The organism is Pseudarthrobacter sp. AG30 (assembly GCF_003116525.1).
Classification (GTDB): Bacteria; Actinomycetota; Actinomycetes; order Actinomycetales; family Micrococcaceae; genus Arthrobacter.
This window is the reverse complement of record NZ_QEHL01000003.1, coordinates 254320-275051: the sequence shown is the minus strand read 5'-3', so window position 1 is coordinate 275051 and position 20732 is coordinate 254320. Positions and strand designations below refer to the sequence as shown.

The window sequence follows — 20732 nt, the reverse complement described above, 5'->3', positions numbered from 1 at the left end:
TGTCAGGTACGCTCCACGTGTTTGAGGGATTTCAGGACTCGTTCCAAATGCCATTGCAGGTACGCCGCCACCAGGCCCGCCGCTTCCTTGCGGTGCTGGGCCAACGATGCGTCCGCCGTCGTCCAGTCACCGGTCAGCAGGGCAGCGAGCAGGCCGACGGTCTCGGGCGCCGGGGCAGGGGAACCGGGGGGCCGGCACCGGGCACACACCATGCCGCCAAGGGGCGCCGAAAACGCCGAATGCGGCCCCGGCGCGCCGCAGCGGGAACAATCAGTGAAGCTCGGCGCCCATCCGCCAGTGGACAACGCACGCAGGAGGTAGGAGTCCAGAATCAGGCCGGCAGCATGTTCATCCCGGCTCAACGCAGCCAGGGCACCCACGAGCAGGTTGTACTGCGCCGTGCCGGCCTCGCCGTCGACGTCTGTCAGCTTCTCCGCCGTCTCGGTCATGGCGGCGGCCACCGTGTACCGCCCGTAGTCCGCTGCGATGCTGCCGCCGTAGGCACCCTTGGCCACCGCCTGGGTGACGATATCAAGGGTGCGTCCGGATACGAGTTGCAGGTCAGCCACCATGAACGGTTCAAGCCGGGCACCGAACCGGCTGCTGGTGCGGCGTACGCCCTTGGCCACCGCGCGGACCTGCCCGTGGTGCTTCGTCAGGAGCGTGATGATCCGGTCCGCCTCGCCCAGCTTGTGGGTGCGGAGCACCACGGCGTCGTCCCGGTACGCCCGGGAGGCAAAAGACTGTTGGACCACGCTCTATCTTCCCATTCTGCCCGGCCGTAGGTCGCCAGGACGCGGTTGTGCCGCCGGCGGAACCGGCGGCACAACCTCGCAGGCGTCAGGCCTGGGCGTCGCGGATGGCGCGGTTGACGGCCGAAATGACCGCCTTCAGCGACGACATGCTGGTATTGGCGTCGATGCCGACACCCCACAGGACCCGCTCCCCCACTGCGCACTCGACGTACGCGGCGGCCATGGCGTTGCCGCCTTCGGACAAGGCATGTTCGCTGTAGTCCAGCACCCGGACGTCCACGCCGTCGTCGTGCAGGATGCTCAGCAGCGCGGCGATCGGACCGTTGCCGGTACCGGTGCGCCGGACCTGCGCGCCATCAATGGTGAGCGAGGCGTGAAGCGTCATGCCGCCGTCGTCATCTGTTTCCGTCTTGACGGCACCCAGCGAGTAGCGGCCCCACTGCCCGTCCGCCTGGCCGGAGGGCAGGTACTCGTCCTGGAAGATCTGCCAGAGCTGGGCCCCGCTGACCTCCCCGCCGACAGTGTCGGTGCGCCGCTGGATGACGCCGGAGAACTCGATCTGGGCACGGCGCGGCAGGTCCAGGCTGTGCTCGTTCTTGAGCAGGTACGCAACGCCACCCTTGCCGGACTGGGAATTGACCCGGATCACGGCTTCGTAGCTGCGGCCCAGGTCCTTGGGATCCACCGGCAGGTACGGCACCTGCCAGGTGAAGTCGTCCACGGCCTTTCCGGCCGCAGCGGCATCGCGCTCCAGGGCTTCGAAACCCTTCTTGATGGCGTCCTGGTGGGAGCCGGAGAACGCGGTGAACACCAGGTCGCCGCCGTAGGGGGACCGCTCCGGGACGGGCAGCTGGTTGCAGTACTCCACGGTCCGGCGGACGTCGTCAATATTGGAGAAATCGATCATGGGATCGATCCCCTGGACGAACAGGTTCAAGCCCAGCGTCACCAGGTCCACGTTGCCGGTCCGCTCGCCGTTGCCGAAGAGGCAGCCTTCGATGCGGTCGGCACCGGCCATGTATCCCAGCTCCGCGGCGGCGACACCGGTGCCGCGGTCGTTGTGCGGGTGCAGGGACAGGATGATTCCCTCGCGCGGGTGCAGGTGGCGGCTCATCCACTCGATGGAGTCGGCGTAGACGTTGGGCGTTGCCATTTCCACCGTGGCGGGGAGGTTGATGATGACCTGGCGGTCGGCGGACGCCTCGAAAACATCGGCGACGGCGTTGCAGACGCGGACGGCGTACTCGAGTTCCGTGCCGGTGAAAGACTCCGGCGAATACTCGTAGGTCACGTGCGTGTCAGCGAGCGTTTCCTCGTACTTTTTGCAGAGCCGCGCACCCTGCAGGGCGATGTCCAGGATTCCGTCCTCGTCCTGGTTGAACACCACACGTCGCTGCAGGACCGACGTGGAGTTGTACAGGTGCACGATGGCCTGCTTGGCGCCCACCAGGGACTCGTAGGTCCGCTCGATCAGGTGCTCGCGGGCCTGGGTCAGGACCTGGATGGTGACATCGTCAGGAATATGGTTTCCCTCAATGAGCTGGCGGACAAAGTCGAAGTCCGTCTGCGACGCAGACGGGAAACCGACCTCGATTTCCTTGTAGCCCATGCGGACCAGCAGGTCGAACATCTTCATCTTGCGGGCCGGGCTCATGGGATCGATCAGGGCCTGGTTGCCGTCGCGCAGGTCCACCGCGCACCAGCGCGGGGCTTTGGTGATGACCTTGTCCGGCCAGGTGCGGTCCGGCAGTTCGACCTTGATCTGGTCCTGGAACGGGGTGTACCGGTGGGCAGGCATTCCGGAGGGCTTTTGTGCGTTACGCATGATGTTCGTGGCCTTTTCTATCGATCTTCAGTGAAAGGGTGGCCGGGCAACACAAACTCCGCAGCGAGGGTGGGCCGTGCGCTAGATAGCGTCTGTGGCCTCGCCGCGGCAGCTAAGGAGAAGGAGCTCTGCACGCACACTTTGAGCGTAACACGGGTGCGTAAGATGAAAGGGCACTACCGTCCGTAAAGTCCAGCATGCAGACGCCTCCGTGTTCGCCCGGCAGCGGCGTCGCAGCAAAAAGGAGTTTCAGTGCCCATTTCGGGGATCGATCTGTCCACCATTGATCACACAGTCCGGCCGCAGGATGACCTGTACCAACATGTGAACGGCGCCTGGTTGAAAGCCACCGAGATTCCCGACGACCGGCCCCTGGAAGGTACGTTCACTGCCCTCCGTGACGGGTCCGAGATCGCCGTCCGGGACATTATCGAGGAAGCGGCGGCCAAGGGCGCGGATGCCACGGGGATCGAACGGAAGATCGGCGACCTCTACAACAGCTTCATGGACGAGGCAACTGTTGAGGGCAAAGGCCTGGAACCCATCCGGGCCCGGCTGGCCGAAGTCTTCGCCACCGCGTCAGTCGAAGAGCTCATGGCGCTGGCAGGCCGGCTCTTCCGCGCCGACGTCGGCGGCCTCTTCTACATCTACCCGGCACCGGACGCGGGTAATCCGGACCGGGTCCTGCTCTACACCGGCCAGGGCGGCCTGGGCCTGCCCGACGAGTCCTACTACCGCGAAGAGAAGTTCGCTCCCATTGTCTCGGCATACACCGGACACGTGGGGAAGATGTTCGAACTGGCCGGCGTGGCTGATCCGAATGGTGCGGCTGACCGGGTGGTCCAGCTGGAAACGAAACTCGCCGCCCACCACTGGGACAACGTCACCCTGCGGGATCCGCAGAAGACCTACAACCTGAAAACGGCAGATGAAGCCACTGCGCTCTTCCCGCTTTTGGGTACCTGGTTTGAGGCAGCCGGGATTGAGCCGGCCAAACGGGCCGAAATCGTGGTGAGCACGCCTGACTTCTTTTCGGGGGCCACCGCGCTCCTGGACGAAGTGCCGCTTTCCACGTGGCAGGAATGGCTGGCGATGCGCGTCGTCAGCGCCGCCGCACCCTACTTGTCCTCGCCTTTCGTGGACGCCAACTTCGCGTTCTACGGCACCACGCTCAGCGGCACCCCGCGGAACAAGGACCGTTGGAAGCGGGGGGTCGCGGTGGTCGAATCCGGTCTGGGCGAGGCCGTGGGCCAGATTTATGTGGCACGGCATTTCCCCGAAACCCACAAGGCCCGGATGCAGACCCTGGTGGCAAACCTGACCGAGGCCTACCGCCGGAGCATCAACGATGTCGCCTGGATGGGTGAGGACACCAAGGCGGAGGCCCTCCGCAAGCTTTCGGCCTTCCGTGCCAAGATCGGCTTCCCGGACGACTGGATCGACTACTCAGCCGTCGAAATCAAGCCCGATGACCTGCTGGGCAACGTGGAGCGCGCCCACAACGCCGATGTGGACCGGCACCTGGATGAAGTGGGCAAACCCGTGGACCGCAACAAGTGGCTGATGACGCCGCAGACGGTCAACGCCTACTACCACCCGATGATGAACGAAATTGTGTTCCCGGCAGCCATCCTGCAGCCGCCCTTCTTCACGGCCGACGCCGACGACGCCGTCAACTATGGCGGCATTGGTGCGGTGATCGGGCACGAGATCGGCCACGGTTTCGATGACCAGGGTTCCCAGTTCGACGGCGGCGGGGCGCTCCGCAACTGGTGGACGGACGAGGACCGCCAGGCATTCGAGGCCCTGACGGCCCGGCTCGTGGCGCAGTATGACGCCCTGTCCCCCACCGCGGCACCTGGCCACCACGTCAACGGCAGGCTCACGCTGGGCGAGAACATCGGCGACCTGGCAGGGCTCACCATCGCCTACAAGGCTTACCTGATCAGCCTGGACGGTAAGGAACCCGAGGTCCTGGACGGCTTCACCGGGCAACAGCGCTTCTTCGCCTCCTGGGCCGCGGGCTGGCGCCAGGTCATCCGCCAGGAGGAAGCTGTCCGTCGCCTGGCCACGGACCCGCATTCCCCGAACGAATTCCGCACCAACGCGATCGCCAAGAACCTTGACGCATTCCATGAGGCGTTCGACGTGACGGAGGCTGATGGCATGTGGATGCCCGCCGCTGACCGCGTCAGCATCTGGTAGCGGCCGCGCGGGATTCCGGGCAAACAGCAGGCCCCGCCGGTACCGGCGGGGCCTGCTGTTCGTCTGCGGGCGCCTTCGCCTGCTCCGGGCAAAGCGCTGCCTGCTACTGCCGGACGATCAGTGCAGGGTTGGCCTGCTGGCAGACCTTGTCCCCTGCGGTCTGGTTGACGATGTCAGACGGCAGCGCGGGCGCGCCGGAACCGAAGGCAGTGCCGGTGGTGAAGTCACTGCCCACGTACACCTGGACGCCCTGGATGGCCGGCAGCGGAATTACCTGTTCGGCTGGAATGCCCAGCAGGGCGGCGACGTCGGTGGCCACGTCGGCGAAGTTGGGGCCGTAGTAAACGGCCGTCTTGGCCACCGGCTGTGCCTGGAACTGCGACGTTGCGGCGAAGCCGCCGCTGACCAGGGCCTGCACAAGTTCCTGCGCCCTGCCGGGGACGCCACTGCCATTGGCAACGGTGACGGGCTGGATCGCCTTGTTGTACGGGGGTACCGGCGCCGCTGTCTCCGTCGGCGAGGGCGTTGGCGTGGCAGACTCGCCAGGGGCCGGTGCTGTGGTGGTGGGTGCCGTCGGGTCGGTCAGGTCGACGTTCTTCCGGAGCGCGGAGAAAAGCTGGGCGCCCGCAGGTTCGGCGATCACCAGGCGGTTGAGGTCGGTGGGTGCCGGCGTGGTGGGCACGGCCACGAACGCAACCTTGCCGATGTCGATGTTCTTCAACCGGTTGCCGATGGTGAGGAGGGCCGGAACGGAGGCCAGGCCATCGTCCACTGTCAGGTTCTGGGTGACGACGTCAGCGATCTTGAGCATCCTGGCGGGGTCGGACAGCGTCCCCTCGTCCTTGATCTTGCGGGTCAGCGACGACAGGAACCCCTGCTGGGCCTTGATCCGGCCCAGATCGCCGCCGTCGGCGAACGCGTGCCGGGTCCGGAGGTAGGAAAGGGCCATCTCGCCCTGGACGGACGATGTCCCGGCGGGGAGGCGAAGCCCCGAGTCGGGGTCGAAGACGGCGTCGCTGATGCATACCTCCACGCCACCGACGGCGTTGGAGAGTTCCTTGACGGCGTTGAAGTCGGCCATCATAAAGTGGTCCACCTGCATGCCGGTGAGTTTGTTGACGGTATCCACGGCACATCCGATGCCGGCCTCACCCATGGCCTCATTGATCATCACGCCACTGCGGGCAGGGTAGACCTTTTTGGTCTTCTGGTCGGTGCACTGCGGGATGTCGACCAGGAGGTCACGCGGGAAGCTGATGACGTTGACGCGCTTGTTGTCCTCGGAAATGTCCATCAGCATCATCACGTCCGACTTGCCATAGCCGGTGGAATCGTCAGCGGACCCGTACTGGGAGTTCTTCCCGTCCCGGGTGTCCGAGCCGAGAATCAGGATCTGCATCCGGCCTGTGGCATCATTGGCAGGCGATTCGGTACTGCCACCGCCGGCGTTCAGTGGGGCCTTGGAAATGTTGCCCTGCAGCCGGAAGAACCAGAAGCCGGCAAAAGCGATCCCGCCCACCAGGACTGCGGCCACCACGCCGGTGAGGATCTTCAGCCAGAGGGGCATGGTGCGCAGCGGCCCCAGGTGGCGCGCCGCCCCTGCGGCACCGCCGTCCGCGTGCCGGGATACCGGTCCCGGTCCGGCTGAGAGGTCAGCCTCGTTGTCGCGTTCGTCGCGGCCTCGACCCACGTGGTGAACCTTCCTCTTAGTACAAAGTCCGGTCCATTTTAGTGGTCCAGTCTGGAGATGCGGCAGGACGGCTTCATTGGGCGCCCTGTGAGCTGCTCAGAAACCCAGTTTGACCAGTTGCTTCGGGTCGCGCTGCCAGTCCTTGGCTACCTTGACATGGAGGTCGAGGTAGATGCGGGTTCCCAGGAGCGCTTCGATACCCTTTCGGGCGTTGGTGCCCACTTCACGCAATCGGCTGCCGCCCTTGCCGATAATGATGGCCTTCTGCGAGGGCCGTTCCACGTATAGGTTGACCCGGACGTCCAGCAGCGGGTTGTCATCGGGACGGTCTTCCCGGGGGACGATCTCCTCGACGACGACAGCCAGGGAGTGTGGAAGCTCATCCCGGACGCCTTCCAGCGCCGCCTCGCGGATCAGTTCGGCCACCATGACGGCCTCGGGCTCGTCCGTGAGCTCACCGTCCGGGTACAGCGGAGGCGACGGCGGCATGTGGCTGATCAGCACGTCGGCCACGGTTTCCACCTGGAAACCGTCAGCGGCTGAGACGGGCACGATGTCTTTCCAGCCGTCCTCCCCCATCACCTCGCGGCCCAGGGCCGCAACGGCGAGGAGCTGCTCAGTCAGAGCCTGCTTGTCCACCAGGTCAGCCTTGGTGACGATGGCGATGACGGGTTTGCGCCCGACGGCGGCAAGCTGTGTGGCGATGAACTTGTCACCGGGGCCGATCTTCTCGTTGGCCGGCAGGCAGAATCCGATGGCGTCAACTTCGGACAGGGTGTCGGCGACGAGGTCGTTGAGGCGCTTGCCCAGCAGGGTGCGTGGCCGGTGCAGTCCAGGGGTGTCCACAAGGATCAGCTGGGCGTCTTCACGGTGGACGATGCCCCTGATGGTGTGCCGCGTGGTCTGCGGTTTGGCCGAGGTGATGGCCACCTTCTTGCCCACCAGCGCGTTGGTCAGGGTGGACTTGCCCGCGTTCGGCCTGCCGACGAGGATCGAAAACCCTGCGCGGAAGCCGCCGAAATCGTCCGGCGCCGCGTCCTTATTTTTCTTGCTCACGTGGAACTCCCTGCTGGGTTGTTTCGGCCTCTTCCAGGAGGCCTTCAAAGTCAGTCTCTACTCTTGGTACGGGCGCCGCAATGATGTGGCTGACCCTGTTGCGCCGGCCTTCCAGCCGCTCCGCGCGAAGGGACACTCCCTGTACTTCCACGCTGCTGCCCACGATCGGGACCCGGCCAAGTGCCTTGGCCAGCAAGCCACCGACGGTGTCCACCTCGTCGTCGTCGAGCTCCAGGTCGAAAAGTTCGCCGAGATCGTCGATGCCCATCCTGGCGCTGACCCGGTAGGAGCCGTCACCCAGCGCCACAGCCTCGGCACTTTCGGTGTCGTATTCGTCCACGATCTCGCCGACGATTTCCTCGATCAGGTCTTCCAGCGTGACGAGGCCTGCGGTACCGCCGTACTCGTCGATCACGATTGCCACGTGGGTGGATTCCTTCTGCAATTCGCGCAGGAGGTCACTGACGGGTTTGGACTCGGGCACGTAGCGCACTTCCCGGGCCAACGCCTCAACGACGGGTGGCTCCTCACCGGTTTCCAGCTGGTGGATGACCGCGGCGACGTCCTTGAGGTAGATGATGCCCAGGATGTGGTCGGTGTTTTCGCTGATCACCGGGATCCGTGAATATCCGGAGCGGAGGAACAGTGACATCGCTTGGTGAAGGCTGGAACCGGCGTCGATGCTGACAATGTCGGTCCGCGGCACCATCACGGCCCTGACCAGGGTGTCGCCGAAGTCGAAGACCGACTGGATCATCTCCGCCTCGGTGTCCTCGATCATGTCCGATTCACTGGCCCGGTCCAAGAGCTCACGGAATTCCTGCTCACTGAAGAATGCGTCGTCCCCGCCCGGGGCTCCCGGGGCGGCGGAACTGCCGAGGGCCACGAGCCAGCCGGGAATGGGGCCCAGCACACTGGTGAGGAAACGGACCATCGGGGCGGTGAACCGCACCACGGTCGTGGAGTGCAGTCTCCCGAGCTGTCGGGGTGAGACACCTACGATCACGAACCCGAGAACGGCCATGATGCCGGTGGCTACGAGGCCTGCCAGCCAGACGTTGTCCAGGAGGCTGGCCACCAGGACGGCCACTGCCACGGCCGAGGCCATCTCGAACCAGACACGCCAGAACCGGAGGGCCCGGGTGTGTGCCACCGGCTCCGCGAGGATGCGGCGCATGGCCGTGCCGCGGCTTTTGTGCAGTGCCGCTTCCGCGTCGTGCCGGGGAAGGAAACTGAAGGCGGCTTCGGCCGCTGTCAGCAGTGCCGCGACGGCAAGGAAGACCAGTGCCACCGCGACGAGGAGCAGTTGCGTCACTGGGTCGTCTCGGCGGGTGCTTCTTTGCCGGTGAATCCGGTCAGGAGTTCGCGCTGCAGGCCGAACATCTCCGCTTTTTCCTCCGGTTCCGCATGGTCGTAGCCCAGCAGGTGGAGGATTCCGTGGGTGGCCAGGAGCAGCATTTCGTCCTGCAGCGAGTGGCCGGCGTTCCTGGCCTGGACCTTCGCCACCTGCGGGCAAATTGCGATATCGCCCAGCATGCCCTGGGGCGTGGGCCGACCCGGGGTTCCGGGCGTGAGTTCGTCCATGGGGACCGAGAGCACATCCGTGGCGCCAGGTTCGTCCATCAGTTCAATGTGCAGCTTTTCCATGGCCGGTTCGTCCACCAGGAGGATGGACAGCTCGGCCTGGGGATGGATGTAGAGCTGTTCAAAGATGTACCGCGATAGTGCAACGAGTTCGGCTTCTTCGACGTGGACGCCGGACTCGTTGTTCACCTCGATGCTCACGCGTGTTCCCCCCGCTTTTCCCTGTTGACTGAGTGCTTGACGCGGTTCCGCTGGGCTTCGTCCCAGACGCTGTAGGCGTTGACGATGTCGCCGACCAAGCGGTGACGGACCACGTCCGCGGCGTCAAGGACGGAGAAGTTCACGTCCTCGATGCCCTGCAGGATTTCCTCCACGATCCGCAGCCCCGAACGCGTTCCAAACGGCAGGTCCACCTGGGTGACGTCTCCGGTGACCACCATCTTGGAGCCGAACCCGAGACGGGTGAGGAACATCTTCATCTGTTCCGGCGTGGTGTTTTGCGCCTCGTCGAGGATGATGAAGGCGTCGTTGAGTGTCCGGCCGCGCATGTAAGCCAGTGGTGCCACCTCGATGGTCCCGGCGGCCATCAGCCGAGGGATGGACTCGGGATCCATCATGTCGTGCAACGCATCGTAAAGCGGCCGAAGGTACGGGTCGATCTTGTCGCTCAGCGTTCCGGGCAAGAAGCCAAGGCGTTCCCCTGCCTCCACCGCAGGGCGGGTGAGGATGATGCGGCTGACCTCTTTTTGCTGCAGGGCCTGGACGGCTTTGGCCATGGCCAGGTAGGTCTTGCCGGTGCCTGCGGGCCCGATCCCGAAAATCACCGTATTGGCGTCGATCGCGTCGACGTAGTTCTTCTGGTTCAGCGTTTTGGGCCGGATGGTCCTGCCGCGGCTGGAGAGGATGTCATGGGTGAGGACGTCCACCGGGTTCTGCAGTGACTGGGTGCGCAGGAGCGCCACGAGCTGCTGCAGCACAGCAGGGGTGATCACCGTGCCGCGGGCCACGAGGCCACGGACCTCCTGGAGGAGCCGCATGATCCGGGGGACGTCGCTGGCCGGACCGCTGATGGAGAGCTCGTTGCCGCGCACGTGGAAGTTGACGTCCGGGAACTGGACTTCGATGAACCGCAACGCCTCATCGTGGCTGCCAAGTGATTGAACCATCTGGTCCGAATTCTCAAACAGGACAACTTCGGTCCTGGTGCCCGGCAGTGAGTGGGGAAACTCCCCCGGGCTGCCGTCGCCTGTGTTGAGCCGGCGCTTACCATTCGCTGATTCAGTCATGGTGCTGGCCCGCAGGCCTGTGGTCCCCTCGAAGTTCTTCAATCCAATTTTCCGTGCCGGAAAGGGGCGCCCGTTGCACGGTGCTCCTTGCCCAGCGATCCCATCATCTTACGCCAGCAGCAGGCGTCTGCGGGCACGGCGGGCTGCTGCCCATCACACAGGCGCGGCCGTTTGGTATCAACTTCATATCGGCCTCATATCGTTCCCGTTGCAGTTGGGGCGTGAGGGCCACAGAACCGCTGCTGGGCTGCACCGCTGTGCAATGCTGGAAATCCAGCAACTGCTGGGACTCCAGGCCGTCAGGGGATCGGCCCGCCACGCCACGAAAGGACAAGGGCAGGACAGTGCCGGATACCTCTGTGCCCAAAAGGGCAGGCCGAACGATGGGCCCCTTGCGCCCGGCGGTCCTGGCAGGCGTCCTGGTGCTCGTTCCCATACTGGCAGGCTGCACCGCTGAGGGCGGCCCATCGCCCACCGGCACCCTCGCCTCGGTCCCGGCGTCCGGCGGGACCATGCCGGACGCACCGTCCACCAGCGCTCCGCTGGAGACCACCCAATCCTCCAACAAGGCGCCCGTGTACTGGATCGGCCGCAGCGGCGGCAACATTTTCCTGTACCGCGAATTCCGCGATGTCCCGGAGCAGGACAACCCGGTAACGCGTGCGTTGCGGGCCATGATGTCGGAGAAGCCGCTCGACCCCGATTTCTTCACGCCATGGCAGAATCCGGATAAGTTGGCCACCTCGATTTCAGGCAAAGACGTCATTACGGTGGACGTTTCGGCTGACGCGTTCAACAGCAACCTCGACGCCGACATGGCTGCCCGCGCCATCCAGCAACTGATTTATACGGCCACCGCGGCGGCCGCCAGTTCGGGGCTGATCGACACCAGCCAGCAGGTCCGGGTCCGGATCCTCGTGGACGGGCACACCGACTACGTCGCTTTCGGGAAGGTCCAGCTGGGCGCCCTGATGACCCGTGCTGCCGGCCTGGTGGCGCCGGTCTGGATCATTGATCCGCAGGAAAATACCGAAGTCCCGGCAGGAAGCGTGAAGATCACGGGCCGCAGCACGTCGCCGGGAGCCAAGCTCCACTGGCAAATCCTGCAGGTTGCGGACAACGGTGGCGGCAAGACGCCTTTCCTGAGCGGCGAAACGACGGCGGCCGCGGAGCAGGGCCAGGCGGGGGTCTTCACACTGGCCCTTAACCTGCCGGCCGGTGACTATGAACTCCACGTGGCGCAGGCCGGATCCGGTGGAGAACCGGACCGGAACGAGGACACCCGGTCCTTTAGGGTGCGGTAGCCCAGCGTCCCAGGATATCGCTGGCCAGCACGACGGCGGCCGGGCCGGCAGTGGAGGACCGCAGGACGTGGTGCCCCAGCAGGGCCGTCACCGCGCCGTTGTCACAGAGCTTCGTCACCTCGCGGGGACTGATGCCGCCTTCGGGGCCAACAATCAGCAGGATCTCGCGGGGCCCGGTGCCCGCGCTCCCCTGCCATCCTTCCAGGACGGTGCGCAGGGGCCTGACAGCGTCTTCGTGCAAGATCACGGCCAGGTCCGCGGCGGCCACGGCGTTGCAGAGCCCGGACGTTTCAACGGCGTCCCGTACCTCGGGAATCCAGGCGCGGCGGGCCTGCTTGGCGGCAGCGGCAACGGCCGACTGCCACTTGGCATGGGCCTTGGCGGCCCGGTCCCCCTTCCAGCGGACGATGGACCGTTCCGACTGCCAGGGTATGACGGCATCGATGCCCAGTTCCGTTGCCGTCTCAATGGCCAGTTCGTCCCTGTCGCCCTTGGCCAGCGCTTGCGCCAGCACCAACCGGACCTCGGGCCTGTCTTCGGCCACCACGGTCCCGCACTCCACTTCCAGCGCGGAGGACGATGCTGATGCCACCTTGCCGGTCATGCGGGCGCCGGCGCCGTCCACGATGTCCACGGCCTCCCCCGGCGACAAGCGCTTCACGGTGACTGCGTGCCGGGCTTCAGGGCCTTCCAGGACAAAGACCTGGCCGGGCGCCAGGCCGTCCAGCGAGCCGGGGCTGGCAAAGAATACGGGGTTGCTCACCGCTACAGGTTACCGAGCCGGTCCCGGAGCTTGGCGAACATCCCGCCGCTGGCAGCGAGCTTACCCTCGGTGATCTGTTCCCCACGGAGCTTGGCCAGCTGGCGCAGCAGGTCCTCTTGCGCGGCGTCGAGTTTGGCGGGAGTGTCCACTTGGAGGTGGACCTTCAGGTCTCCGCGCCCGTAGCCCCTCAGGTGGGTGACGCCCAGACCGCGGAGGGTAATGACCTCGCCGGACTGGGTGCCGGGCTTGACGTCGATCTCCTGGCTGCCGTCGAAGGTTTCCAGGCTGACGTCCGTGCCGAGGGCAGCCGCTGTCATGGGGATGTGCAAAGTGGCGTGCAGGTCATCGCCTTCGCGGACATAGGTGGCGTCGTTGTTGACCCGGATCTCCACGTAGAGGTCGCCTGCGGGGCCACCGGCGGGGCCGGCTTCGCCTTGCCCGGAGAGCTGGATGCGGGTTCCGGTGGCAACACCGGCAGGAACCTTGATGGTCAGTGAGCGGCGGCTGCGGATGCGGCCCTGGCCGCTGCATTCGTTGCAGGGATCCTTGATGACCGTGCCGAAGCCTTCGCAGGTGCCGCAGGGGGCCGCCGTCATGACCTGGCCAAGAATGGAGCGGACGGCACGCTGGACCTGGCCGCTGCCGCCGCAGATATCGCAGCGCTCGGGGTGTGTGCCGGGGCGGCAGCACGATCCGTCGCAGGTGGGGCAGACGACGGCGGTGTCCACTTCGAGCTTCTTGTTGACGCCAAAGACGGCGTCGCGGAGGTCGATCCGGACGCTGATGAGCGCGTCCTGGCCCCTTCGCACCCGGGACGCCGGACCGGACGTGCCGCCGGCGCCGAAGAAGGTGTCGAAGATGTCCTGGAACGCGAACCCTTGGCCCGCGTAGCCCGCACCGCCGAAGCCGTTGTCCGTTCCGTTCTCATTGCCGGTGGTGTCGTAGATGCGGCGCTTCTGGGGGTCGGAGAGGACCTCGTAGGCGTGAGTGACTGCCTTGAAGCGTTCCGACGCGTCCGCCCCGGGGTTTACGTCCGGGTGGAGGGTGCGGGCCAGTTTGCGGTAGGCCTTTTTGATCTCTTCGCCCGTAGCTTCGGGGGAGACTCCAAGGACGTCATAGTGGCTGCTCAAAGTTCGTATCTCTTCCTTGTTGTACTGCGTGCCGTTGGGCCCGGTGTCCGGTCCCGTTGCCGGACGTGGTCCGGCAACGGAGGATCAGGGCCCCAAAATCCTGGAAAGGTAGCGGGCCACGGCCCTGACGGCGGCCATGGTGGTGGGGTAGTCCATCCGTGTGGGGCCAAGGATCCCTACCTTCGCGGCGCTGTCAGGGCCGTAGCCTGTGGCCACCACCGATGCCTCCGCGAGGCCGTCGTAAGGGTTCTCCCGTCCGATGCTGACGGCCACGCCACGGTGGTCCTGTGCCATTTCGCTCAGCAACCGCAGCATCACCACCTGCTCCTCGAGTGCTTCGAGCACCGGGCCGATGCTGAGTGGAAAGTCTACGTTGGACCGGGCCAGGTTGGCCGTTCCGGCCATGACCATCCGGTCTTCCCGGCTGCTCTGGGCCAAAACCTCCAGCCCAAGCGCGAGTGCGTGCGCGGCCTGGCGCTGAGGGTGCGGCGCGGCGGCGACGACGGCGGGCAAGGCCTGCGCGAGGTGGCTCAGCGACGTGCCGCCCAAGGCCCCGAGGAACCGGGTCCGCAACTCCGCCAGCGCCTCGTCACCGAGGTCCTGGCCGACGTCGATCACGCGCTGCTCGACTTTGCCGCTGTTGGCAATCAGCACCACCAGTACTTTGCGCGGTGCCAGCAGCACGAATTCGATGTGGCGGACCAGGGCCCTGCTCAAGTGCGGGTACTGGACCACGGCCACCTGGTTGGTCAGCTGGGACAGGAGGCGGACCGTGCGGTCCAGGACGTCGTCGAGGTCGTCCGCTCCTTCCAGGAGTGATTGGATGGCCCGCCGCTCTGCGGCCGACAGGGGCTTGACCGCCGAGATCTGGTCCACGAACAGGCGGTAGCCCTTGTCCGTGGGTATCCGCCCTGCGCTGGTGTGCGGCGCGGTGATCAGGCCCTCATCCTCCAGCGCCGCCATGTCGTTGCGGATCGTGGCGCTGGACACACCGAGATGATGGCGCTCCACCAGCGCTTTTGAGCCGACCGGCTCGCGGGAGTGGACGTAGTCCTCCACGATCGCCCGCAGCACTTCCAGTTTGCGTGGCTCGCTCACTCTCCACCTCCATCCACGGTCCGGGGCGCGTGCCCCGTCCGGTGCCGCCCAGGGGTTAGCACTCGACATGCCTCAGTGCTAACAGTCTATTATGCCTCGGCCCGTTGTTAGCATTGGTACCGCTCCGGGCGAAACTCCGGGGGTGAGGACCTAATGCGAGGCGGATCGAATCCATGGACTACCAGAACTGGGGCCCCCGCGGGATTTCCGCCCCTGCCCGGACCGAACTGCCGGAGGTTCCCGTGGAGCGCGGCATGGTGCTTGAGGAAGTCCAGTCCGGCTGGGTTGGGGCTGTCACCCGGGTGGAGAAGTCCGGCGGAATGCACGTGGTTGCCCTCGAGGACCGGCGCGGAAAATCGCGGTCCTTCCGGCTGGGCTTCGGCTTCCTCCTGGAAGGACAGCCGATCCGCCTGATGCCGCCGGCGCCCGCCCGCGCTGGGGCCGGTCCCGCCGCAGGGCGGACCGCGTCCGGGTCGGTTCGGGTGGCAGGGCAGCGCGCCCAGGTCGCAAAGGCGAGCCGGATCTGGGTGGAAGGCAAGCATGACGCTGAACTGGTGGAGAAGGTGTGGGGAGACGACCTTCGGGTGGAAGGCATCGTCGTCGAACCCCTGCACGGCATCGACGACCTCACGGCCGCCGTGGCGGACTTCAGGCCGGGACCTGGGCGCCGCCTCGGGGTCCTCGTGGACCACCTGGTGCCCGATTCAAAGGAATCGCGCATCGCCGAGGCTGTGATGGCCTCCCCTGGTGCCGCCGGAAATGTCCTGATCGTCGGCCACCCCTACGTGGACGTGTGGCAGGCCATCCGCCCCGCGGTGCTGGGCATCCAGCAATGGCCGGCGATTCCCCGCGGCCAGGACTGGAAGACCGGCATCCTGAAGGCCTTTGGCTGGCCCCACTCCTCGAAGGAAGATATCGGGCTGGGGTGGCAAAAGCTCCTCGGCGCCGTCCGCACGTACGCCGACCTGGAACCGTCGCTGCTGGGGCGGGTTGAGGAAGTGATCGACTTCCTCACCGTGCCCTGAAAGCCGCTCCCGCCCCGCGACCCAGTATTCTGGATACTGCGATGCCTTGCTTTTCACAGCATGGCACCGAGTCCTTATTAGTCGTCAGCACCACTTGCACCCCAGAAGGAAAACAGACTGTGGCAGAAAACGCACGTGATCACAGGGATGGCCAAGGCCGTTCCGAGTACCATGGCGTCCCCGCCAATGCGCTGCCGCTCACGGCCAGCGAAGACCGCCAATGGGCCACGCTGGCCCACTTCGGCGGGATCCTGGGGTGCATTCCGTCCCTGCTGATCTACCTGATCTTCCGGGACCGCGGACCGTTCACCGCGCAGGAGTCGAAGGAAGCGCTGAACTTCAGCCTGCCGCCCACCATCGCCGCGGTCCTGGCCAACATCCTGGTGTTCATTCCCTACGTGGGCAACATCTTCGCCGTTATCGCCACGCTGATCTGGGTGGCGCTAACCTGCTTCTCGGTGGCCGCAGGGATCCACGTCAACCGGGGCCAGCCGCACCGCTACCCGTACAACCTGCGCTGGATCAAATAGTCCCCAGCGGCTCCCAGCCCTCGCAAGCTCAGGCCGGGGCCCTCGCCGCTGTGGGCCCACCCAGCGGCTCCCAGCGCAATCAAGCCCCCACAAGCCCCGCCGGGTTCGTGCTGCGGTTAGTCGGGCAGGATCCTACGGACCACGGCGTCCGCCAGGAGCCGGCCCTTCAGGGTGAGGACCAGCCGTCCGTGGAACGCCGCGGCCGGTTCCACCAGTTCGTCCGCGATCAGGGCCGCCACCTCATGGCGGCCCAAGGTGCTGAGCGTCGAGACGTCGAGCCCTGACTGCAGCCGCGCCTCAAGCATCACCCGCTCCAGTCGCCTGGTGTCCGAATCCAGGGTTTCGCGGCCCGCAGCCGGCGAATAGCCCTGCGCGAGCCGGTTGGCGTAGGCCACAGGGTGCTTGACGTTCCACCAGCGCACGCCGCCCACGTGTGAGTGTGCGCCAGGCCCTATCCCCCACCAGTCGTCGCCCCGCCAGTAGGCCAGGTTGTGCCGGCAGGCCTGGTCCGGGGTCCGGGCCCAATTGCTGACCTCGTACCAGCCCAGCCCGGCTTCGGTGATCAGCTGGTCGGCGAGCTCGTACTTGTCGGCGTGGTCGTCGTCGTCGATTCCGGGGACCTCGCCGCGCCGCATCTGTGCGGCGAGCTTGGTGCCCTCCTCGACGATCAGCGCATAGGCGCTGATGTGGTCGGGCTCGTAGGACAAGGCTGTTTCGAGGGAGTACCGCCAGTCGGCAAGGGATTCACCGGGCGTGCCGTATATCAGGTCCAGGCTGACGGCAAGTCCCGCCTCCCGGGCCCACCGGACCACCTGCGGAACCCGGCTCGGGGTGTGGGTGCGGTCCAGGACCTTCAAGACGTGCGGGACAGCGGATTGCATGCCGAACGACACCCGGGTGAAACCGGCTTCCTTGAGGATCGCGAGGGATTCGGGCGTGACCGAGTCGGGATTGGCCTCCGTGGTGACTTCCGCGCCCTCCTCCATTCCCCACTGGTCGATGGCGGAACGAAGGATCATGGCGAGGTCATCGGCCGGCAGGAGCGTAGGCGTGCCGCCGCCGAAGAAAACGGTGCTGAGCTTGCGTGCCGGGACGCCTGAACGCTGCAGTACCTCCGCGGCCAGCCCCACTTCCGAGACGGCCGTGCCCGCGTAGGCATCCTGGGAAGCGCCGCCGCCGAGTTCAGTTGCCGTATATGTGTTGAAGTCGCAGTACCCGCAGCGCACGGCACAGAACGGGATGTGGACGTACAAGCCGAAGGCCCGGGCCGCCGCACCCTCTGCTGCCTGCGCAGGCAGCAGACCGTCCGACGGCGCCGGGTCGCCAAGGGGAAGGACGCTGGGCATCAGCGGGTCCCCCGCTGCGCGCTGGTCACTTCTTCTTGGCCTTGTCCTTTGAATCGTCCGTGGTGAGGGCCGCGATGAACGCTTCCTGCGGAACTTCCACCGTGCCCACCATCTTCATGCGCTTCTTGCCTTCCTTTTGCTTCTCCAGCAGCTTGCGCTTACGGGAGATGTCGCCGCCGTAGCACTTGGCCAGGACGTCCTTGCGGATGGCGCGGATGCTTTCACGGGCGATGATCCTGGAGCCGATGGCCGCCTGGATGGGCACCTCGAACTGCTGCCGCGGGATGAGTTCCCGCAGCTTGCCGGTCATCATCACGCCGTAGGCATAGGCCTTGTCCTTGTGCGTGATGGCACTGAACGCGTCCACCTGTTCGCCTTGGAGCATAATGTCGACCTTAACCAGATCGGCTGCCTGGTCGCCGTCGGCCTTCCAGTCCAGGGACCCGTAGCCGCGGGTCTTGGACTTCAGGATGTCGAAGAAGTCGAACACGATCTCGGCCAGCGGGAGGCGGTACCTGATCTCCACCCGGTCCTCGGACAGGTAGTCCATTCCACCCAGGACGCCGCGGCGGGCCTGGCAGAGTTCCATGATGGCGCCGACGAATTCGTTGGGCGCCAGGATGGTGGCGGACACCATGGGTTCGCGCACCTCAGCGACCTTGCCTGTGGGGTACTCGCTGGGGTTGGTCACCTGGACCACCTTCTTGTCCTCCAAGGTGACCTCGTACTCAACGTTCGGTGCGGTGGAGATGAGTGCCAGGTTATATTCGCGCTCCAGGCGTTCACGGGTGATCTCAAGGTGGAGCAGGCCCAGGAAACCGACACGGAAACCGAAGCCAAGGGCTGCGGAGGTTTCCGGCTCGTACACCAGGGCTGCGTCGTTGAGCATGAGTTTTTCGAGGGCGTCGCGGAGGACCGGATAGTCGGCGCCGTCCAGCGGATACAGGCCGGAGAACACCATGGGCTTGGCGTCTGCGTAGCCGGGCAGTGACGTGGCCGCCGGCTTCGCCAGGTTGGTGACGGTGTCGCCCACCTTGGACTGGCGCACGTCCTTAACGCCGGTGATGAGGTAACCCACTTCACCGACGCCCAAGCCCTTTGACGGCGTGGGTTCCGGCGAGCTGACACCGATTTCCAGCAGCTCGTGCGATGCCCGGGTGGACATCATCTGGATGCGCTCACGGGGGTGCAGCATGCCGTCCACAACGCGGACGTAGGTGACCACGCCACGATAGGTGTCATAGACGGAATCGAAGATCATGGCACGGGCCGGCGCATCCGGGTCGCCCGTCGGGGCGGGGAGGTCGCGGACAATCTTGTCCAAGAGCGCCTCCACACCGACGCCGGTCTTGCCGGACACGCGCAGGACGTCCTCCGGATCGCCGCCGATGAGGTTGGCGAGTTCGGCTGCGTACTTCTCCGGCTGCGCTGCCGGAAGGTCGATCTTGTTCAGCACCGGGATGATGGTGAGGTTGTTCTCCATGGCCAGGTACAGGTTTGCCAGTGTCTGCGCCTCGATACCCTGCGCTGCGTCCACCAGGAGGATTGCCCCCTCGCAGGCGGCCAGCGATCTGGAGACCTCATAGGTGAAGTCCACGTGGCCGGGCGTATCGATCATGTTCAGTGCGTAGCTGACCCCGTCCACTTCCCATGGCATGCGCACGGCCTGGGACTTGATGGTAATGCCCCGCTCACGCTCGATGTCCATCCGGTCCAGGTACTGGGCCTTCATGTCGCGCGCCTGGACAACCCCGGTGGACTGCAGCATCCGGTCAGCCAGCGTGGACTTGCCGTGGTCAATATGCGCGATGATGCAAAAGTTCCGAATAATGGCCGGATCTGTCGCGGCGGGCACCGGTGCGGTGCGGGCCATGGGAGACACGCAGGGTCCTTACTGTTGGCATTGTTCGCAGCCAGCCGGCAGGCAACCCCGAAGGTGCCGGGCGGTATGGCCGCACATCTTGAACTCCCAGTGTCCCACGTCCCGGGCCGCGGCACCGCATCCTGCCGCGCCACAGTGGGGGCGTTCCGCCGGCCGCGCAGGGCGATAGGGTTTCAGCATGGCTATCGACCTCCGCTCCGTGGCTAACGCCGTCCGCCGCGGCCTGCGCATGCTGCAGTTGCGAGGCCCCGTCGAGGGTGCTCCCAAGTCCGCCTATCCGGGTGACTTCACCGGCCGGTCTGCCGTGCGGTATGCACCCCGGCCCGACGGCGACCCGGACCCCGGTGAGGTGGTGTGGACCTGGGTCCCTTACGAGGAGGACCACAGCAGGGGCAAGGACCGCCCCGTGCTGCTTGTGGGACATCACGGGACATATCTCCTGGGACTGATGATGACCAGCAGGGACCGGGTGGCGCCGGGTACGGCCTCCGACCTCTACGTGGACCTGGGCTCCGGCGCCTGGGACAAGCAGGGCAGGGCCAGCGAGGTCCGGCTGGACCGGGTCCTGCAAATCAGGCCGGACAGCGTTCGGCGGGAGGGCGCCGTCCTGGACAAGGCGCGTTTTGAGAAAGTTGCCTCCGGGCTGCGCCGGCGGCACGGTTGGACATAGGCACCGGAAATGGCCAGTCCCGTCCCTGACCTGCTATTCTTTATTGCTGTGTGTCCGTGCAGGTCGACGGTCACTGATGGTTGGCCGCCATAGGTATCCCCACGCCGCTCAGTCAAGGCCAGCCGGAAAGCCCTCTAGACCATTTCCGCATTACAAAGAGAGTTCACACGTGGCGAATATCAAGTCCCAGAAGAAGCGCATCCTGACCAACGAGAAGGCACGCCTGCGCAACAACGCAGTCAAGTCTGAGCTGAAGACGGCCATCCGCGCCGTCAACACCGCCGTTGAGTCCGCTGACAAGGAAGCTGCTACTACTGCGCTCGTTTCTGCCAGCCGTAAGCTGGACAAGGCTGTCAGCAAGGGTGTTCTGCACAAGAACAACGCAGCGAACCGCAAGTCGGCGATCTCCAAGAAGGTCAACGCACTCTAAGGTTTCCAGTTCCCGCGAACTGATGGTGTGGCCGGTACCGGAAGGTGCCGGCCACACGCGTTTAAGCGGCGGCCTGCCAGGCAGCGGGCACAGTGATACGCAGCCGACCCTGGACGCCGGCAGCAGGATGCCCCGGGCGCCTCGCCGGCAGTC

At 65.7% G+C, this 20732-nt stretch carries 18 protein-coding genes; 6 read left to right on the top strand and 12 right to left on the bottom strand.

Annotation, left to right across the window (positions count from 1 at the left end; all coding sequences use genetic code 11):
• Nucleotides 1-2: 2 nt before the first annotated feature.
• Both recO and leuA read right to left on the bottom strand, forming a co-directional pair.
• On the bottom strand, nt 3-755 hold the full coding sequence (gene recO / locus DC347_RS04470; RefSeq protein WP_018761383.1) for a DNA repair protein RecO: 753 nt from the start codon (nt 753-755) through the stop codon (nt 3-5).
• An 85-nt stretch (nt 756-840) separates the two neighbouring features.
• Nucleotides 841-2580, bottom strand: coding sequence for a 2-isopropylmalate synthase (gene leuA, locus DC347_RS04465; protein ID WP_109044569.1), 1740 nt, complete (start codon nt 2578-2580; stop codon nt 841-843).
• A gap of 252 nt (nt 2581-2832) precedes the next feature.
• On the opposite strand from leuA, the gene DC347_RS04460 reads away from it, so the two are divergent.
• Nucleotides 2833-4785: a M13 family metallopeptidase gene (locus DC347_RS04460; protein WP_109044568.1), complete on the top strand. Its 1953-nt coding sequence runs from the start codon at nt 2833-2835 to the stop codon at nt 4783-4785.
• A 103-nt stretch (nt 4786-4888) separates the two neighbouring features.
• Here DC347_RS04460 and DC347_RS04455 read toward each other — a convergent pair whose 3' ends face one another.
• The 5 genes from DC347_RS04455 to DC347_RS04435 form a co-directional block, all read right to left on the bottom strand.
• Nucleotides 4889-6475, bottom strand: a complete 1587-nt coding sequence (locus tag DC347_RS04455; RefSeq protein ID WP_109044567.1) for an LCP family protein — start codon at nt 6473-6475, stop codon at nt 4889-4891.
• Nucleotides 6476-6571: 96 nt separating this feature from the next.
• The gene (gene era / locus DC347_RS04450) at nt 6572-7531 is read right to left on the bottom strand and encodes a GTPase Era (protein ID WP_018761387.1); all 960 of its coding nucleotides are present in this window, start codon (nt 7529-7531) and stop codon (nt 6572-6574) included.
• On the bottom strand, nt 7515-8846 hold the full coding sequence (locus DC347_RS04445; RefSeq protein WP_018761388.1) for a hemolysin family protein: 1332 nt from the start codon (nt 8844-8846) through the stop codon (nt 7515-7517). Before DC347_RS04445 ends, era begins: the two co-directional genes overlap by 17 nt.
• Nucleotides 8843-9316, bottom strand: a complete 474-nt coding sequence (gene ybeY / locus DC347_RS04440) for an rRNA maturation RNase YbeY (protein ID WP_109044566.1) — start codon at nt 9314-9316, stop codon at nt 8843-8845. Before ybeY ends, DC347_RS04445 begins: the two co-directional genes overlap by 4 nt.
• A complete protein-coding gene (locus DC347_RS04435) occupies nt 9313-10401 on the bottom strand; it encodes a PhoH family protein (protein WP_026264475.1) in 1089 nt (362 codons plus the stop codon). Before DC347_RS04435 ends, ybeY begins: the two co-directional genes overlap by 4 nt.
• A 383-nt stretch (nt 10402-10784) precedes the next feature.
• Between DC347_RS04435 and DC347_RS04430 the strand changes: the two genes are divergently transcribed.
• Nucleotides 10785-11705, top strand: a complete 921-nt coding sequence (locus tag DC347_RS04430) for a GerMN domain-containing protein (RefSeq protein WP_109044565.1) — start codon at nt 10785-10787, stop codon at nt 11703-11705.
• Here the strand turns inward: DC347_RS04430 and DC347_RS04425 are convergent.
• The 3 genes from DC347_RS04425 to hrcA form a co-directional block, all read right to left on the bottom strand.
• Nucleotides 11692-12468: a 16S rRNA (uracil(1498)-N(3))-methyltransferase gene (locus DC347_RS04425; RefSeq protein ID WP_018761392.1), complete on the bottom strand. Its 777-nt coding sequence runs from the start codon at nt 12466-12468 to the stop codon at nt 11692-11694. The genes DC347_RS04430 and DC347_RS04425 overlap by 14 nt on opposite strands.
• A 2-nt stretch (nt 12469-12470) precedes the next feature.
• Nucleotides 12471-13598 carry a molecular chaperone DnaJ gene (dnaJ, locus tag DC347_RS04420; RefSeq protein WP_109044564.1) on the bottom strand — a complete coding sequence of 376 codons (1128 nt, stop codon included), beginning with the start codon at nt 13596-13598 and terminating at the stop codon, nt 12471-12473.
• Between the two features lie 84 nt (nt 13599-13682).
• Nucleotides 13683-14696, bottom strand: coding sequence for a heat-inducible transcriptional repressor HrcA (gene hrcA, locus DC347_RS04415; RefSeq protein WP_109044563.1), 1014 nt, complete (start codon nt 14694-14696; stop codon nt 13683-13685).
• Between the two features lie 173 nt (nt 14697-14869).
• Here hrcA and DC347_RS04410 point away from each other — a divergent pair, with 173 nt between their 5' ends.
• On the top strand, nt 14870-15721 hold the full coding sequence (locus tag DC347_RS04410; protein WP_109044562.1) for a DUF3097 domain-containing protein: 852 nt from the start codon (nt 14870-14872) through the stop codon (nt 15719-15721).
• Between the two features lie 119 nt (nt 15722-15840).
• Nucleotides 15841-16251, top strand: a complete 411-nt coding sequence (locus tag DC347_RS04405) for a DUF4870 domain-containing protein (RefSeq protein ID WP_018761396.1) — start codon at nt 15841-15843, stop codon at nt 16249-16251.
• Nucleotides 16252-16367: 116 nt separating this feature from the next.
• On the opposite strand, the gene hemW is transcribed toward DC347_RS04405, so the two are convergent.
• Together hemW and lepA are read right to left on the bottom strand one after the other, a co-directional pair.
• Nucleotides 16368-17597, bottom strand: coding sequence for a radical SAM family heme chaperone HemW (hemW, locus tag DC347_RS04400; RefSeq protein WP_109044561.1), 1230 nt, complete (start codon nt 17595-17597; stop codon nt 16368-16370).
• 25 nt (nt 17598-17622) lie between these two features.
• Nucleotides 17623-19479 (bottom strand): translation elongation factor 4, encoded by a 1857-nt coding sequence (gene lepA, locus DC347_RS04395; RefSeq protein WP_109044560.1) that lies wholly within the window; start codon nt 19477-19479, stop codon nt 17623-17625.
• A gap of 178 nt (nt 19480-19657) precedes the next feature.
• Between lepA and DC347_RS04390 the strand changes: the two genes are divergently transcribed.
• Both DC347_RS04390 and rpsT read left to right on the top strand, forming a co-directional pair.
• Nucleotides 19658-20149: a type II toxin-antitoxin system PemK/MazF family toxin gene (locus DC347_RS04390; protein WP_018761399.1), complete on the top strand. Its 492-nt coding sequence runs from the start codon at nt 19658-19660 to the stop codon at nt 20147-20149.
• Nucleotides 20150-20318: 169 nt separating this feature from the next.
• Nucleotides 20319-20579 carry a 30S ribosomal protein S20 gene (rpsT, locus tag DC347_RS04385; RefSeq protein ID WP_018761400.1) on the top strand — a complete coding sequence of 87 codons (261 nt, stop codon included), beginning with the start codon at nt 20319-20321 and terminating at the stop codon, nt 20577-20579.
• Nucleotides 20580-20732 lie beyond the last annotated feature (153 nt).

Coding starts and splice junctions, on each gene's coding strand:
- DC347_RS04390 (WP_018761399.1), top strand. CDS start 19,658: ATGGCTATCGACCTCCGCTCCGTGGCTAACGCCGTCCGCCGCGGCCTG.
- DC347_RS04435 (WP_026264475.1), bottom strand. CDS start 10,401: ATGACTGAATCAGCGAATGGTAAGCGCCGGCTCAACACAGGCGACGGC.
- DC347_RS04410 (WP_109044562.1), top strand. CDS start 14,870: ATGGACTACCAGAACTGGGGCCCCCGCGGGATTTCCGCCCCTGCCCGG.
- leuA (WP_109044569.1), bottom strand. CDS start 2,580: ATGCGTAACGCACAAAAGCCCTCCGGAATGCCTGCCCACCGGTACACC.
- hemW (WP_109044561.1), bottom strand. CDS start 17,597: ATGCCCAGCGTCCTTCCCCTTGGCGACCCGGCGCCGTCGGACGGTCTG.
- DC347_RS04430 (WP_109044565.1), top strand. CDS start 10,785: ATGGGCCCCTTGCGCCCGGCGGTCCTGGCAGGCGTCCTGGTGCTCGTT.